Origin of the sequence: Paraburkholderia sp. CI2 (assembly GCF_014201055.1) — a bacterium.
Taxonomy (GTDB): Bacteria; Pseudomonadota; Gammaproteobacteria; order Burkholderiales; family Burkholderiaceae; genus Paraburkholderia; species Paraburkholderia tuberum.
This window is the reverse complement of sequence record NZ_JACHDL010000030.1, coordinates 62,900-79,660: the sequence shown is the minus strand read 5'-3', so window position 1 is coordinate 79,660 and position 16,761 is coordinate 62,900. Positions and strand designations below refer to the sequence as shown.

Here is a 16,761-nt window from a genome sequence, read left to right as displayed (position 1 = left end):
TTTGCAGGGGCTGCGTCCTGTGGAGGGCGCAGCCGACTTTGAAGCCCGACCTCAGGTCGGGCTTTTTTTTATCGGCTCGCCGAACGCCACGGCTCACGCGCCGCGCCGCGACTCCTCCATCACTTCAAGCCGAAATCGACCCGCGTCGTCGCACCCTTGTCCTTGATGTCGTCGGCATTCATCTTCGGCGCGACGATAAACACGCGGCTGCTGTCGATCTTGCCTTGCAGGTACTGCTGCACACTCTGCGCGCGCCGCTGCGCGAGTTGCCGCAAGCTCGCGTCGTCGATCGGCGCGTTGGCCGCGAGCGCGCTCTTCATGTCGTCGTCGGGCAGCGTCTTCGTCATGCCGATGAAGTTGTGCGGCTTCTTGAAGTCGGAGGACTTGTAGGCCTTGGTCAGATATTTGTCGTAGTCTTTCTGATCGACCGTGACCGTCGATGGATCGACGCTCTCACCATTACCCACCGTGTCCTTGATCTTCTGCCGCTTGACCATCTGATCGACGTACTGCGTGCGCAGCGCCGGCTCGTCGACCTTCGGATCGACGCGTCCGATCAGGTCCATGCGGATCGACGGCTTGTCGGTGAGCGCCTTCACGATCGTGTCGAGTTTCTGCTTGTCGGCATCGGTGAGCGTCGCCGAGCCGGCCTCGAATTCGACGTAACCGAGGTCCTCACCATTGCCGCCGAACGCGTGCGCGATCAGCGAGAACGGCGCGGTCACCGCCTTTTCGAGCAGATTGAGCACCGCATGCCAGATCAGCCCGCCGATGCTGAACTCGGGGTTCGACAACGAGCCCGACACTGGCAGGTTCACGTCGATCTCGCCGCGCGAGTTCTTCAGCAGCGAGATCGCGAAACGCACCGGCAGTTTGGTCGCGGTGTCGTTGTCGATGTGATCGCCGAATGTCAGTTGATCGATGAACAGGTGGTTGTTCGCGTTCAGCTGGTCGTTCTCGAGCTTGTAATGCAAATCGACGTTGAGCTTGCCCTTCGTGATCGGATAGCCCGCGTATTTCGCCGAATACGGCGTCAGGTTGGTCAGCTCGATGTCGTGCGCGCTCGCGGTCAGATCGAGCGCCGGTTTCGCGATCAGCGGATTGATGGTGCCGCGGATCGTCAGCGGACCGTTGGCCGCGAGCTTCGCGGCCACGTCGACCGGCGCGGGCGTCGTCGATTCCGTACCGAACGCGCCGATCGTGCCCTGAATGGCGACAAGGTTCGCCGTGTAGTTCGGCTTGACGAAGTTGTCGGTATAGGTCACGCGGCCCTGCTGCAACACCAGTTGCCCGAAGTGCATCTTGACCGGGTTTGCTGGCGGCCTCGCGGCCGTGGCGCTGGCGACGGCCGTGGCGGCAGGCTTGCCGGCCGTTGCGGCAGATGCCGCGACCGGCGCCGACGCCGCGACTGCCTCAGATACCGCCTCGGGCGTCAGCGGAATCGGGTGCGAGCCGCTCTTGTCGCGCGTCAGCGACTGCGTCGTACCGCCCTCGTGCGCGACCACATCCTTCAGATTCAGCTTGCCTTGCGCGTCGAGCAGTACACGCCCATAGAACTTCGAGAACGTCACGCGGCCCGCGTCGACGACGGTGCCGTGCTCGTCGTAGTCGGCCTTCAGGTTCGACAGCGCGAGCGAGCCCCAGCCCGCGAACGGGTCCGACGTCACCTTGTCGAGCATGCGCACGGCGACGAGCGCCATGTCGCCGCGAAAGTTCGCTTTCAGCGACTTAGCCTGGGTGACCGCGAGATCGCCGTTCGCGTTCAGCAGCGCGCTCGCGAGCGTCGCGTTCAGGTTGCTGCCGAAGTACGGCTCGAACGCGGCCGCGTCGAGCTGGTTCGCGTTGATCTTGACGGCCAGCTTTAGCGGCGTCGCGGTCACGTCGCCCTTCACAGCGAGCGTGCCCTTCTTGTTCAACGTCGCCTGCAGGTCGACCGGCAGCGGACGGCCCAAGTCGTCGCTGATCTGCCGCACCTTCAGCTGCACTGGCGTAAAGCTCAGCTTGACCGGCTGCGGCGTCGTGTTGTCGGTGAAATCGGCGGTCGCGTCTTTGAGCGTCAATTCGGTGATCTTGTAGCGCCATGCGGGGCCTTCGGCCTGCGCTTGTTTCGCCGCGTGGATCGCCGTGCGCTCGGTCGCCTGTTGATGCGCCCTCGCGAGCGCATCCAGATTGATGGTGCCGTCCTTCAGGCGCTGCGCGTCGACCGCGAGACCGGTTACGTCTACGCTCGTCACGTCGGCCGTGCGCGCCGCGACGTCGACCTGTTTGACTACCACGTTGCCCTGCGCGAGCGAAATCACCGGCGTCTTGCCGCCGCGCGGCGCGAGCTTCACCGCCTGCATGTCCAGCTGCGTGTCCGCGACCGTCAGCGCCATCGGCGACTTCGACCAGTTCGCGTCGATATTCGTCGTCGCGGACAACGCACCGTCCAGCACCTGCGCGGACGTCGCGGTATCCAGATACGGCTGCAACGGCGGCAGCTTCAGCGACTTCAGATCGAGCTTCGCGCTCGCCGTCTTCGCCGCGAGGCCGACCGTGCCATCGGCGGCGAGCGAACCGCCGCTGTTCTTCAGGTTCGTGTTCAGCGTGTAGTGCGCTGGCGCCGACGCGAGCGTCGAGAAATCGGTCAGCGTAACCGCGAGGTTTTGCAGCCCGGTTTCTACCGGATGCGACACGGCTTCGTCGTGTACGTTCACGGTGCCGTCGTTGAGTGTGAAACGTTTGATCGCGACGTCGAACGGCGGGGCCGCCTTTTCGGCGGCGGCGGTTTTGGCGTTGGCATTCGCGTCCGCGGTTTCCTTTGCCGTGGTTTTTTCCGGCGCGGGCGCGAACATATGCTCGACGCTCAATACGCCGTCCTTGTCGCGCGCGAGGCTCGCGCTCGGCGCGTCGATGCGGATATCGTCGAAGTGATAGATGCTCTTCAACGGTTCGAGCGATGCCGCCGCCACATGCACGGCGCGCGCCGCGAAAAACGGCGCCTTGCCCTGATCCTGCACGTTGACGTCGTTCAGATCGACGGTGCCGGCGACGCGCAGCGACGGCGTGTCGTTCGACATCTCGAAGTTCAGCTTCAGGTCGGTGGACAGCTTGCCCGACTGCACGATCACCGGCAGCTTCGACGGCGCGTAAGACACCAGTTTCGGCACGTCGAGCTCGTCGAAGCGCAGCGACACTTCCGACTCGCGCGACGCCGCGAACGGCTTGGTCCTGCCGTCGATCGCGAGCTGACTGTCGCCGTCGATGCGCGCGCGCAGCAGCGGCTCGACGAAGATATCGGTCTTCGACGGCAGCGTCGCGATGAACGGAATGCCGAGCTTCCATTGATCGATCACGTGGCTCGTGCCGAGCAGCCGGTCGTCGAACCTGATCTGGCCGTTTTCGACGCGAATGTTGGAGACGGAGAACTGCGTCGGCTTGCTATTCGGTTTTGCCGGCTGATTCGCGAATTTCTCGATCAGGTCGCTGAAATTGAAGTGCTGCGCATCGAGGCGAACGATATGAAAGCGCGGCGAGTCGACCTGCACTTCGTCGACGATGGGCGCGCCGCGAAACAGCGAACTCCACGACGGCTTCACGATGAGCCGCGAAATATCGACGAAGTCGCCCGCGCCGCCGCGCTCGCCGATATGCACGTTGTCGGCCTCGAAACGCAGTGTGTACGGATTGAGCGCGATACGGCCGATCGACGCCGGCCGGTCGAGCTGCTTGCTCAGTTGCTGGCTGGCGATGTGGCGAATCAGCGGCGGCGCCGCGAAAAAGCCGAGCAGGCCGAACAGGACGACGAAGATCAGCAGACCGACGAGAATCCGTCGCGTACGGCGCGACTGCGCGACTGCGCGCATGGTCTGTATGGAGGAGGCTAACGATGCTTTATTGAGGCTTGCCATGCTCGATGTGGAGGAATGCGGCGGCAAGCCCGCCGCGAAAAACAGAGATCCCGCAAGCGGCAGTATAAGGCGTGAATCAATGGTTAGACAGGAATGTCAGGCCCGCCTTGACGATTCGTGCTGCTGACTGACTGGCTTTCCCGCGAACGAGATTTTCGCGAGCGTTGGATAACGAAACCGGACGGCGCGCGGTTTGCCCGCGCGCCGTTCACATCATTGCCGCACGACCGGCGGCGGCTGCCAGCTGCCGTCGGTGGCTTGCGGCTTCGGCGCATACAGGCGTAGCACCAGTTGCATGTCCGCGCGCGGTGCGGGCAGCCAGTTACCGGTCCGGCTGCGCGTCGACGACACGACCACGTCGAGCGAACCATCGCGATTGCGGCGCGCGCCATTGCGATCGCCAACCGCGAGCCGCGCCGGCGCGTTCTCGCTCAGCGCGCCATCCTTCGTATACGCGGTGATCGTCCAGAAACCGCGCACCGGCGGCAGCTGGTTCGCCGCGAAGTGGATCACATAGCGATTCGCGCCGTTCAGCGTGTTGCCGTCGCTGTCCTGCGTGACGAACGCGCGTACTTCGTCGTCCTTCGTACCGAGGCCTAACTGTGTGCTTGCCGCATACGCGCGCAACCCATAGTCGGGACCGTAGTTGCCGACGGTATCGCCGAACCAGCTCCAGCCGTTCGCGCTCAGCAGATTCGACGGCGGCGTCGCGACGCGATCGCGACCGTCGGCGAGACCGGCCGCGAGCGCATCGGATGACTTCGGCAGCTTCACAGGATCGCCCGGCGTCACGCCGAGATCGGCGAGAAATTTGAGCGCGTGCGGATCGGCCGGTGTCGGCGGATTGTCAGGCAACGCGTCGGCGAGACGACCGAAGAAGCCGCTCGCGTCGAGCGCGGCGACCTGCTGCGCCGGCGTGCCGCTCGGGCCCGCGACGCCGCTTGCGTAACCGCGCGGCGGCACCGCCGGCTCGGCGTCGCCGACGAACACGCTCAGCGGCTCCAGACGGATCGCGTGCTGCAGCTTGCGCACCGCGTTCAGATCGCGCGCGCCGTTCGACTGGATGCGCACGCTGATCCATGCATTGCGCGTCGGCACTTCGACGCGCTTTGCGCCCTTCGGCAGCTCGCCCTTCCAGCCCGGTGCGACGAACGCGATCGTCTGCGCGCGCAAGCCCTTCGCGGTGCCCGTGCCCGCGGCGAACAGTGGCCCGGTCGACCACGCGACGTTGGTCCACATGTCGAGCACGCGCGCATCGACGTAACGGCCATGCGAGTCAGGTAGCGCAAGGATCACCGGCTCGGCGGCAAGGTCGAGCCAGCCGGTCGAGTCGAGCGTGTCGAGGCTCGGCTGCGGCGGATTGGTCGCGCCGATCGGCGGCAGCGCCTGCGCGTGACGCAGCGTGTTGAAAGGTGCCTGACCCGGCTCGGTGCCGACCGCCGCATCGCGCGCGGCGCTCATCAGCACGAGCGGATAGCCGAATACGTAGGAGTCGGCGACTTCGTCCTTGATCCAGCCGGTGCGTTGTTGCGTCGCGGTGGGGGTCGACGCACAGCTGGCCAGCAGTGCCAGACCCGCGAGCGACGCGCAGGTTCGTTGAAGCAAAAACAGTTCTCGGAGATTTTTTATCATTCGTTCAGAGTGCGGAACGTGCAGTCCTATGGGGGATGCCGGTGTGCAGCGCCTGGCGCATGCGCGGTTCTCCCGAAACACTGCGCAGCGAGTCCGCGGATTGCGATTCCGACAACATCGCGTTGTATCGTATCCTTGCTAGCCAGGCAAGCACAAAGCAGGGAATTGTGGCTGACAGCGCGCAGGCGCGTCACCGATGTGACAATCGGCGTCGCTGTCACATTATGTTCCCGCGCCAACGGCTCGCGCGAGCGCGCCATGCTTTTTTGATTCGCGCATTCGTCGATCCGCCAGCTTGGCCGTTCGCCTCCACTCTTTCGTCGTCCTGCATTCGGAATACTTCAATGTACATGCCCGCCCATTTCGAAGAGAACCGTCCAGGGGTTCTTCATCGCCTGATCGCCGAGCACCCGTTCGGCGCGCTGATTACGCACGGCCCCAACGGGCTCGATGCGAATCATCTGCCGTTCGAGGCCCAGGCGGATGCGGCGGATTCGTCACGTCTGGTGCTGCGCGCGCACGTCGCGCGGGCGAACCCCGTCTGGCAGGAAGCCGCGACCCATCCCGAAGCGCTCGTGATCTTCCAGGGGCCGACCGCCTATATTTCCCCGAGCTGGTATCCGAGCAAACACGAAACGCACAAGCAGGTGCCGACCTACAACTATATGGTCGTGCATGCACATGGCAGGATCGTGGTGCATGACGATGAATCGTTCGTGCGCGGTCTCGTCGCGCGACTCACGCGCGAGATGGAAGCCGGCGAGCCGGTGCCATGGAAGATGGGCGACGCGCCCGCCGACTACATCGCGCAGATGCTCGGCGCGATCGTCGGTATCGAGATCGAGGTAACGCGGCTCGTCGGCAAATGGAAGCTCGGGCAGAACAAGGCGGCCGGAGACCGGCGCGGCGCCGCGCAAACGCTGCTCGCGCGCGACGGCGAGCAACAGAAGGCGGTGGGACAGGCGATGCTCGATGCGCCGCCGGCGTTCTGACGGCGGCCGCATAATCCGGCCTTGACCTTCCCGTCATGGGAAGGTCGATACTGGATTCACGATGCGGCCCAATGCCGCCACGAGCCTCGCCTGCCATGACCGCACTTGCCAACCCGCAGCGCCCCGCCGACGCTGCCGCTTCTTCTTCGCCCACGCGCGTCATCGAACTCGATATCGGCGGGATGACTTGCGCGTCGTGCGCGAGCCGCGTCGAAAAAGCACTGACCAAGCTGCCGGGAGTGGCGCGCGCGTCGGTGAATCTCGCGACCGAGCGCGCCCGCGTGGAGAGCGACGCGACGCTCGGGCCTCAGCAACTGGCCGATGCCGTGCGCAAGGCCGGATACGAAGCGACGCCGGTCGCGAACGCCGAGCTTGCCGCGCCAAGCGCGACGCAAACCGCGACACCCGCCGCGACGCCGGGAACCATTGAACTGGAGATTGGCGGCATGAGCTGCGCAGCCTGCGCGTTGCGCGTCGAAAAAGCGCTCGCGAAGGTGCCTGGGGTCGCGCGCGCGTCGGTCAATCTGGCGACCGAAACCGCCACCGCTCATCCGCAAGGCACCGCATCCGCCGATAGCGGCGCGCTGATCGCCGCCGTCAGGAAAGCTGGCTACGAAGCGACGTTGAGCGCGCCGCCCGCTGCTGCCGCTCCAGCCGAGACAACGGCCGCTATCGCCGCGTCCGGCGACCAAAGCGACATCCTCGACACGACCCACGCCCCCGTCGTCGACCGCAAGCGGATTCAAACCCGCCGCGACCTCGCGAGCGTCGTTGCGTCCGCGCTGCTGACGCTGCCGCTCGTCGCACCGATGTTCGGCGAATGGTTCGGCCTCCACGCGATGCTGCCAGCCTGGCTGCAATTCGTGCTCGCGTCGATCGTGCAGTTTGGATTCGGCGCGCGCTTCTATCGCGCAGCCTGGCGCGCGGTGCGCGCCGGCGCGGGCAACATGGACCTGCTGGTCGCGCTCGGCACATCGGCGGCGTACGGCATCAGCGTCTACGAACTCGCGATGCATCCGGGCGACACGATGCATCTGTACTTCGAGGCATCGGCGGTCGTGATCACGCTGGTGCGCTTCGGCAAGTGGCTCGAGGCGCGCGCCAAGCGCCAGACCACCGACGCGATCCGCGCGCTCAACGCGCTGCGCCCCGAGCGCGCGCGCATCCGCGACGGCGCCGGCGAACGCGAGGTGCCGCTCGCGCAGGTGCGGGTCGGCACCGTCGTGATCGTGCGGCCGGGCGAGCGCGTACCGGTCGACGGCGCGGTGCTCGAAGGCCGCACGCATATCGACGAAGCGCTGATCACCGGCGAAAGCCTGCCGGTGCCGAAGCAGACCGGCGACGCCGTCACGGCCGGCTCGATCAACGGCGAAGGCGCGCTCGTGGTGACGACCACCGCGATCGGCGCGGAGACGACACTGGCGCGCATCATCCGGCTCGTCGAAAGCGCGCAGGCCGAGAAGGCGCCGATCCAGCGGCTCGTCGACCGCGTCAGCGAAGTCTTCGTGCCGGCGATTCTCGCGCTCGCCGCGCTAACGCTGATCGGCTGGCTGCTCGCCGGCGCGGGCGCGCAAACCGCGATCCTGAACGCGGTCGCGGTGTTGGTGATCGCCTGCCCGTGCGCGCTCGGCCTCGCGACGCCCGCCGCGATCATGGCCGGCACCGGCGTCGCCGCGCGCCACGGCGTGCTGATCAAGGACGCTGAAGCGCTGGAAATCGCGCATCGCGTGTCGATCGTCGCGTTCGACAAAACCGGCACGCTGACGCTCGGCCAACCATCGGTAACGGCGTTCGAGCCGATCGGCGGCTTGAGCCGCGACCAAGCGCTCGCGCTTGCGGCGGCGGTGCAGCGGCATAGCGATCATCCGCTCGCGCGGGCGGTGATGCGCGCGCACGAGGCTCAGCTCGGGCAAATGGCCGGCGAACACGAGGGCGGGCCAGGCGCCACCGCCGCTCGCGCCGTCGCCGGCCGGGGCGTCGAAGCCGACGTCGACGGCCGCACGCTCGCCCTCGGCAGCCCGCGCTGGCTGCGCGAGCTCGACATCGCGCTGCCGACCGCGCTTGCCGCGCGCGCGCAGGAACTCGAAGCGGCCGGCAACACGGTGTCGTGGCTGATGACGCGCGCGCCTCACGCCCCCGAAGCGCTCGCGCTGATCGCGTTCGGCGACACGGTGAAGCCGACCGCGCGCGCGGCCGTCGCGCGGCTCGCGCAGATGGGCATCCGCAGCGTGCTCGTGACTGGCGACAACCGCGGCAGTGCGGCGAGCGTCGCGCGGGCGCTCGGCATCGACGAATTCCACGCCGAGGTGCTGCCCGACGACAAGGCCCGCGTGATCCGCGACCTGAAGATGCGCCACGCCGGCATCGTCGCGATGGCGGGCGACGGCATCAACGACGCGCCCGCGCTCGCCGCCGCCGACATCGGCATCGCGATGGCCAGCGGCACCGACGTCGCCATGCACGCCGCCGGCATCACGCTGATGCGCGGCGACCCGGCGCTCGTCGCCGACGCGATCGACATCTCGCGCAGAACGTGGCGCAAGATCCAGCAGAACCTGTTCTGGGCATTCGTCTACAACCTGATCGGCATTCCGCTGGCCGCGTTCGGCTTGCTGAATCCGATGCTCGCGGGCGCGGCGATGGCGTTTTCGAGCGTCAGCGTCGTCACCAATGCGTTGTTGTTGCGGACGTGGCGAAGCGCGCCCGACCGAACCGTCGATCGGGTGCGCTGAGCAACGCAGCAACACCTTCCGCATTCCGCCTCGTCCCTTTTTCGGGGCCGGTTTTTTGTGGCCCCTTTCAGCCTATTACGGGCTGCTTTCAGTCGCCCTAAAGCCGCCGTCTCCCGAGCCGTAAACCAGTAAATCGATGCCGTTCGCGGCCATGCCCGACGCGCGCATCGCCTGTCCCCCTTTTCGCGCCTGCCCATGAACTCTCTCTTCTTGCGCCGCGCCAGCGTCGGCGCGCGGCTTGCCGTGCTCTCGTGCGTGCTGGTCGCGTTGATTTTCAGCACCTTCGCGTGGGCGCTCGCACGCGCCGCCGGCGACCAGGTGCGCGACCAGGTGCTCGCCCGCATCGCCGAAAAAGACCGCTCGATCGCCGCGATGATCGAGCTGTTCGACAAGGCGCTGTCGGCCGAAGTCGATCGGTCGATGGCGCTGTTCGCGAGCTTCCTGCCCACCGACTTCTCGCTCGACGACACGCAGAAAGTCGACATCGGGAACACCGCGACGCCGACTTTCAAGGCCGGCGACAAGGTGCTGAATCTCGACTTCACGATTCCCGACCAGTTCCTCGAACGCAGCGGCGCGGTCGCGACCGTGTTTGCGCGCAGCGGCGACGACTTCGTGCGCGTGACCACCTCGCTGAAGAAGCAGGACGGCACCCGAGCGGTCGGCACGCTGCTCGACCGCAAGGGGCCGGCGTATGCGCCGCTGCTCGCGAACCGCTCGTACACCGGCCTCGCCATGCTGTTCGGCAAGCGCATGATCACGCAGTACCGGCCGATCGCCGACGCGAGCGGCCGCGTGATCGGCGCGCTGTTCGTCGGTGTCGACGTGGACAAGGAGATCCAGTCGGTCCAGGACGGCATCCACGCGCTGAAGATCGGCGCGAGCGGCTATTACTTCGTGCTCGACGCGTCGAGCGGCGCGGAGCGCGGCAAGCTGCTCGTGCATCCGGCCGCCGCGGGCCAGAAAGCCGACGACGCCAACGCGCCGTATCAGCGCATGCTCGACATGAAGCAGGGCGAGCTCGACTACCGCTCGGCCGACGCGACGCTCGGCGAGAGCGACGCGCGCGACAAGTTCGTGTCGTTCGTCACGGTGCCGGAGTGGCAGTGGCTCGTCGGCGGCGTCGCGCCGCGCGACGACGTGATGGCCGAGGTCGTGCGTACACGGAACACGTTTATGCTGCTCGGCCTCGTGCTGGTCGGCCTGTTCGCGATCGTGTTCCTCGTCGCGGTGCGGCGGCTCGTCAGCCGTCCGCTCGACGAAGCCGCGCGTGCGTCGGAGCGTCTCGCCGCGGGCGATCTGAGCGTGCGCGTCGCGCAGCACGGCCGCGCGCGCGCCGACGAGATCGGCCGCCTGATGCTGGCGATCGACGGCATCGGCGAAGGCCTCGCGCGCATCGTCGCGCAGGTGCGCAACGCGTCGGCCGACATGTCGGCGGGCACCGAGAAGATCGCCACCGGCAGCGGCAACATCGCGATGCGCATCGCGACCCAGGCGAGCAGCCTCGAAGAAACCGCGGCGAGCATGGAGCAGATCACGTCGACCGTGCAGCAGAATGCCGATCACGCGACCGAAGCGAACACCCTCGTCACCCACGCCGCCGACGCCGCGCTCGAAGGCGGCCGCGCGGTCGAGCGCGTGGTGTCGACGATGGGCGAGATCGGCCGCTCGTCGCAGAAGATCGCCGAGATCACGACGGTGATCGAAGGCATTGCCTTCCAGACCAACATCCTCGCGTTGAACGCGGCCGTCGAAGCGGCGCGCGCGGGCGAGCACGGCAAGGGCTTCGCGGTCGTGGCGTCGGAAGTGCGCGCGCTCGCGCAGCGCAGCGCGGCGGCGGTGAAGGAGATCGAGGGCGTGATCGCGGCGTCGAGCGCGAACGTCGACAGCGGTTTTCGCATCGCCGAAGAAGCGAGCGCGACGATGCAGGGAATCGTCACTCAGGTCGGTCAGGTCCGCGCGATCATGAGCGAAATCAATGTCGCGTCGCGCGAGCAGTCGGGCGGCATCGAGCAGGTCAACCTGGCGGTCACGCAGATCGGCGAGGCGACGCAGCAGAATGCGACGATCGTCGTCGATGCGGAAGCAGCGGCGGCCGAGTTGCGCGAGCAGGCTGCGCGGCTCGCGCAGCTGGTCAGCGTGTTCAAGCTCGAAGGCGAGCGCGGCTGACGGATCTGCTTGATGTGGACGGCGGCGGCGGACGGCGGCCGCCGCGCTCAGAACTCGACGTCCAGTTCATCGATCTCCTCGACCTCCTGACGCGCGAGCGCGATCCACTCGCGCATTTCGGGCAGCGCCATGATGCGCTGCCCGTATTCGACCATATCCGGATCGAGTTGCACGTCATAGGTCACGAAACGCGTAACCACCGGTGCGTACATCGCATCCGCGGCGGTCCGCTCGCCGAACAGGAACGGGCCGCCGTACTCCTTCAGACATTCACGCCAGATCGTCACGATCCGCTCGATATCCGATTGCGCGCGCGCCCATACCTTGAAGCCCGGGAAATGCGCCTTCAGGTTCATCGGCAGCGCCGAGCGCAACGACGCAAACCCCGAATGCATCTCGCCGCAGATAGAGCGGCAATGCGCGCGGGCGCGGATCTCGTGCGGCAACAGCGCGGCTTGCGGCTTCAGCTCGTGCAGATATTCGGCGATCGACAGCGTGTCCCAGACCTTGACGCCGTCGTGCACGAGGCATGGCACCAGAATCGACGGCGACAGCAGCAGTAGTTCGGCGCGCGTCGCGGGGTCGTCGATCGGCACCACGATTTCTTCGAACGGCAAGCCGCTGAACTTCGTCAGCAGCCAGCCGCGCAGCGACCACGACGAATAATTCCTGCTGCTGATCGTGAGCGTAGTATTTCCCATACGTGTGTCCTCCAGATCGGGCATCGCGCCGCGCGTGCCTGCACCCATGCACGCCGCGGTGCGCGCGCGCACCAAAGCGCGGCAAGGCCGGCCCATTTCGCCTATGCACGCAAGTGATATGCCGACCCACGCAGATATGACGCGACACAGGGGCAACGCGCGCCAGCGCCTGGCGCACCACTTGCTTTTATTCGAGTTCCTGTCTTTCTGGCGCATTCGAGTGAAAGTATGAATCTGTTCGCCTATCCTGCCTATCAGGCCTGCGCCGACCTGCTGCTACCGCTGCGGCACGGCGCGGCGCTGGCGAACCGTTCGCTCGATGCGTGGTCCGCATTCGCCGCTACGCCGCACGGACGCTCGCTGCGCGCGACGTGCGAACTTCTGATACTCGGCGGACTCACGCCGAAACGGCCGCCGTTCGGCATCGATAGCGTCGTCACCGAAGGCGAGCCGGTCGCGGTGGTCGAGGAAGTCGTCGCGCGCACGCCGTTCTGCTCGCTGCTGCATTTTCGCAAGGACGCCGTGCTTTCCACGCCGCAGCCGCGCGTGCTGATGATTGCGCCAATGTCGGGCCACTTCGCGACGCTGCTGCGCGCAACCGTGCGCACGATGCTGACCGAGCACGACGTCTATATCACCGACTGGCACAACCCGCGCGACGTGCCGCTCGGCGAAGGCCGCTTCGGCTTCGACGAATTCGTCCGCCACGTGATCGACTTCACCGCGGCGATCGGGTCCGGCACGCATCTGCTCGCGGTCTGTCAACCGACCGTCGCGGCGCTCGCCGCCGTCGCGCTGATGGCCGCCGACGACCATCCCGCGCAGCCGGCCAGCATGACGCTGATGGCCGGCCCGATCGACACGCGCATCAATCCGACGCGCGTCAACGAACTGGCCAGGAGCCGGCCGATCGAGTGGTTCGAGCGCAATCTGATCAGCGCGGTGCCGTTCGGGTTTGCCGGCGCGCAGCGTCGCGTGTATCCGGGTTTCGTGCAGCTGGCCGCGTTCATGGCGATGAATCCGGGCCGCCACGCCGACTCGTTCGAAACGATGTACTACGAGCGCGGCAAGGGCGATCCGCAGAAAGCCGACACGATTCGCACGTTCTACGAAGAGTACTTCGCGACGATGGATCTGACCGCCGACTTCTATCTGGAGACCGTCGACACCGTGTTCCAGCAGCATGCGCTGCCGTTACGCGCGCTCGAAGTCGAGGGGCGGCTGGTGGAGCCGTCGAAGATTCGCCGCACCGCATTGCTGACCGTGGAAGGTGAAAAGGACGATATCTGCGCAGTCGGTCAGACGCTCGCCGCGCAGGACATGTGCGATCGTCTGCGGCCGTATCTGAAGACGCATCACGTGCAAACGGGCGTCGGCCACTACGGCGTGTTCAGCGGACGTCGCTGGGAGCGGGACATTTATCCGCGCGTGCGGGCCGTGATTTACGACAATGAACCGCGCGCGGTGCTCGTCAGCTCGCGTGCGCGCCCGATCCAGCCGGTGCCCGCGGCGATTGCGGCGGAAGTCACGGCGGCCGCGCCGGTCGCGGCTGCGGTCGTCGAGGTCGAAGTGGATGCGCCCGTGGGCGGGAGCGGGAGCGGGAGCGGCAACAGTGACTCCGCGGCAGAAACGTCCGCGCAGTCCCCACGCAAGCCGCCGCCGGTGACACCCTGAGCGATCCGCTAATCAGCGGAAGCTGCTGAGGGCGAGTTTAGGCCGTTGGCCGGATCATCTGGAACATCTCGCCGATCTGCGCATAGTCGGCGCGATAACCCGCGCGCATGATCGGCTGCGCAGCGTGCGTGTCGAACAGGCCGTCCTTCAGATACGCGTCGTCGATATGCACGCCGACCACCTGGCCGAGCGACAGATAGTTGTCCATCGGCTTGCCGTCGACATCATGCAGACGCACGATCTGCAGCAGCTTGCATTCGAGCGCCGCCGGCGATTCGGCCACGTGCGGCACCGCCACGTTGCGGCCCGGCGCAGGCGTGAGCCCGGCCAATGCGAACTCGTCGACATGCGGCGCGACCGGCGCCGACGAGCGGTTCATCTGCTCCGCGAGCGGCCGGGTGGCGAGATTCCACACGAATTCGCCGGTCGCCTCGATGTTGGCGAGGCTGTCCTTGCGGCCCTCGCTGCTAAAACCAATGATCGGCGGAAAGGTCGCGAACGCGCCGAAAAAGCTGTATGGCGCAAGATTGAGCGTGCCTTCGGCATCGCGCGACGAAATCCAGCCGATCAGCCGCGGCGCGACGATCGCCTTGAAAGGATCGTGCGGCAGGCCGTGACCGGCGGCGGGGTCGTAGAAGTAGTGAGGCATGAAGTGGCTTGAGGTTGGCTTGGAGTTGATTTAGGTTCGCTTGCGACGCGTGGGGCAGTTAGCGCGAAAAGCGGCGGAGTACCAGGCACGGAACGGCTATTTATACCGCACTAGCCGCGCCCGATCACGCGCTTGCGCCCTTCCTTTACCCGCGCGATGCGCGCTTCATCCCAGTCATGAAACCCCGCGCCGCTGCGCACGCCGACACGCCCCGCGTCGACCTGCGCGCGCAGCAGATCGATCACGTCCTCGTCTTTCGCGAGTTGCGGCATCAGATGCGACGCGATGTCGACGAACGTGTCGAGTCCGCCCATGTCCGCGCCCTCGAATGGTCCGACGATGCCCCAGCGACGTCCCAGCGAAGCTTTCATCACACGATCGACGACCTCGGGCGTCGCTGCCCCCGAACGCACGATGTGCAACGCCTCGCGCAGCACCGCGAACTGCAGCCGATTACCGACGAAGCCCGGAATCGCCTTCGCGAGCACGACCGGCTCCATGCCGATCGCGCTCATCAGTCCGGCGGTTTGCCGCACGACTTCGGGCGCGGTCTCGGTGCCCGGCACGACTTCGACGAGCGGAATCATGTGCGGCGGGTTCCAGAAATGCGCGATCACGAAGCGTTCTTTCGCGCGCAGCGGGGTGGCAAGCTGGTCGGGCGGGAAGCCGCTGGTGTTGCTCGCGAGGATCGCATCATCGGCGAGCAGGCTGGTCAGCGTCGCGTAGAGGCGGTGTTTGAGTTCGAGCACTTCGGGAATCGCCTCGATCACGAAGCGCGCTTGCCCGATCGCATCGAGTTGCGCATTGGTTTCGATGCGCGCGAGCGCCGCCTGTTTGGCAGCATCGTCGATACGGCCCGCATCGATCAGTTCGTCGAGCACGGCTTGCGCTTTCGGCGCGACGCTCGCGAGTCGCGCCGGATCGACGTCGTGAACGATCGTCCGGTATCCATGCAACGCGGCCTGCGTCGCAATGCCGACGCCCATCAGTCCCGTGCCCACCACCCCTATCGCTACATCCTGTGTCGTCTTGTCCACACGCGCTCCCGCTGCCGTCGATGAAAGCCCCGAAGCATAGCGCAGCACGCGCAATACCACGGTCTGACTCGCACGCCCAAATGCGACGAAGCCGGCCTTCCCCTCGAGGGAAGACCGGCTTCGTGGACTCACGCCGCCTGTTGCGACGCCATCAGGCGCGCTTTAGTAGCGCGGGGGCGGCGTGCGGTGATCGTCGCCGCGGTGGTGCGGATCGTAGTCGCGCGGATGATGGCGCATCCACTCGTCGTGCTCCCAGTAGCGGTGGCCGTCCCAGTAACGATCGCCGTGCCAGCCGATGTTGATCGACACGCCCACCGGCATCATATGCGGTTGGCCGTACACGACAGGTGCCGGACCGTGTTCGACGATCACGCGTTCTTGCGCGAATGCGCTACCAGCCGCGACGAGTGCGCCGCCCGCGAGCAGCGTTGCGATCAGCGAGCGCGATGCCTTGCCAAAGTTTTTCATCATGACCTCCCGTCAAAGTTTTATTCCAGGCCAGCGTCCGTGTTTGCTCGGATCGTGCGATTCGCTTCGTTCGCTTCGCTTGTGAGCCGAACCAGACGCCGTACGCTTGAGACTCACTTTAGCGGCCCGGATCGCGTGAAGACGTTAGCACTTGTAAGCGAGCATTTCATAGGTGGGGCCCGATGATGGAAGCGCGGTGTCGCTTTCGCGCTTCATTCAACAAAGGTTTACGGGCAATGCTTTCATTCGACTCGCTGAATCAGCGTGAAAGCTGGTTACATTCATTTCGGCCCCGAAATAATTCGCAAGGAGTCGGACAGACACCGGAGGCCTGGCGCTGATACGTCTGGCTCGTCGCGCAATGGTGCATCGCGACAAGAGAGCCCCGAAAAACAAAAAGCCACGATCCGCATTTCGCGAATAGTGGCTCAATGAGAAGCGCACTCGAGGTGCGCGCCCGGGCGCGTTGTCGCGCGCTCGGGAGGTGCGGCTGGTTTTTAGTCCGTCAGCTTGATGCCGAACAGCGTGGCCTGCGCGCGGCGCAGACGCGCTGCTTCACGGGCACGCGCTGCGTACGAGTAGTCCGAATCCAGCGGCAGATGGGGCGACGCAAAGAGGTCGCTGACCTTTTGGAACAGTGCAAAGATGTAGCTCATGGCGACTCCCGGTAGTGACTGCATTGCTAGGGTTTTCCCTTAGTCGCGATTATAGGGGTTTTCCCTAGGGAAAAGCTAGTGCAATGCAGCAAATTTTCGCTGCTGCGGGTTGCCGCGATGTCATTGGGCCGGGAGGCGTTGCATCGCGACAACGTCCCCGA

General features: G+C 66.0%; 11 protein-coding genes. 4 read left to right on the top strand and 7 right to left on the bottom strand.

Features of this window, described 5'->3' with window-relative positions:
* Positions 1-119 precede the first annotated feature (119 nt).
* Positions 120-3,890 carry a DUF748 domain-containing protein gene (locus tag HDG32_RS30800; protein WP_184073119.1) on the bottom strand — a complete coding sequence of 1,257 codons (3,771 nt, stop codon included), beginning with the start codon at positions 3,888-3,890 and terminating at the stop codon, positions 120-122.
* A 213-nt stretch (positions 3,891-4,103) separates the two neighbouring features.
* Entirely contained in the window at positions 4,104-5,522 is a 1,419-nt protein-coding gene (locus HDG32_RS30795) for a DUF1254 domain-containing protein (protein WP_184073117.1), read from the bottom strand.
* A 344-nt stretch (positions 5,523-5,866) separates the two neighbouring features.
* Between HDG32_RS30795 and HDG32_RS30790 the strand changes: the two genes are divergently transcribed.
* The 3 genes from HDG32_RS30790 (at position 5,867) to HDG32_RS30780 (ending at position 11,415) form a co-directional block, all read left to right on the top strand.
* Positions 5,867-6,514 (top strand): FMN-binding negative transcriptional regulator, encoded by a 648-nt coding sequence (locus HDG32_RS30790; RefSeq protein WP_184073115.1) that lies wholly within the window; start codon positions 5,867-5,869, stop codon positions 6,512-6,514.
* A 95-nt stretch (positions 6,515-6,609) separates the two neighbouring features.
* Positions 6,610-9,246: a heavy metal translocating P-type ATPase gene (locus HDG32_RS30785; protein ID WP_184073113.1), complete on the top strand. Its 2,637-nt coding sequence runs from the start codon at positions 6,610-6,612 to the stop codon at positions 9,244-9,246.
* 195 nt (positions 9,247-9,441) lie between these two features.
* Positions 9,442-11,415 carry a methyl-accepting chemotaxis protein gene (locus HDG32_RS30780; protein ID WP_184073111.1) on the top strand — a complete coding sequence of 658 codons (1,974 nt, stop codon included), beginning with the start codon at positions 9,442-9,444 and terminating at the stop codon, positions 11,413-11,415.
* A gap of 47 nt (positions 11,416-11,462) precedes the next feature.
* Here HDG32_RS30780 and HDG32_RS30775 read toward each other — a convergent pair whose 3' ends face one another.
* Positions 11,463-12,116: a glutathione S-transferase family protein gene (locus tag HDG32_RS30775; protein ID WP_090810346.1), complete on the bottom strand. Its 654-nt coding sequence runs from the start codon at positions 12,114-12,116 to the stop codon at positions 11,463-11,465.
* A 228-nt stretch (positions 12,117-12,344) separates the two neighbouring features.
* On the opposite strand from HDG32_RS30775, the gene HDG32_RS30770 reads away from it, so the two are divergent.
* Positions 12,345-13,790 carry a polyhydroxyalkanoate depolymerase gene (locus HDG32_RS30770; protein WP_184073109.1) on the top strand — a complete coding sequence of 482 codons (1,446 nt, stop codon included), beginning with the start codon at positions 12,345-12,347 and terminating at the stop codon, positions 13,788-13,790.
* A gap of 37 nt (positions 13,791-13,827) precedes the next feature.
* On the opposite strand, the gene HDG32_RS30765 is transcribed toward HDG32_RS30770, so the two are convergent.
* The 4 genes from HDG32_RS30765 to HDG32_RS30750 all read right to left on the bottom strand — a co-directional run bounded on the left by HDG32_RS30765 (position 13,828) and on the right by HDG32_RS30750 (position 16,600).
* Positions 13,828-14,439 (bottom strand): flavin reductase family protein, encoded by a 612-nt coding sequence (locus HDG32_RS30765; protein WP_090808250.1) that lies wholly within the window; start codon positions 14,437-14,439, stop codon positions 13,828-13,830.
* Between the two features lie 110 nt (positions 14,440-14,549).
* Positions 14,550-15,425, bottom strand: coding sequence for a 3-hydroxyacyl-CoA dehydrogenase family protein (locus tag HDG32_RS30760; protein WP_260336653.1), 876 nt, complete (start codon positions 15,423-15,425; stop codon positions 14,550-14,552).
* Between the two features lie 213 nt (positions 15,426-15,638).
* A complete protein-coding gene (locus HDG32_RS30755) occupies positions 15,639-15,944 on the bottom strand; it encodes a hypothetical protein (RefSeq protein ID WP_184073136.1) in 306 nt (101 codons plus the stop codon).
* A gap of 497 nt (positions 15,945-16,441) precedes the next feature.
* Positions 16,442-16,600 (bottom strand): hypothetical protein, encoded by a 159-nt coding sequence (locus tag HDG32_RS30750; RefSeq protein ID WP_184073105.1) that lies wholly within the window; start codon positions 16,598-16,600, stop codon positions 16,442-16,444.
* Positions 16,601-16,761: the final 161 nt, after the last annotated feature.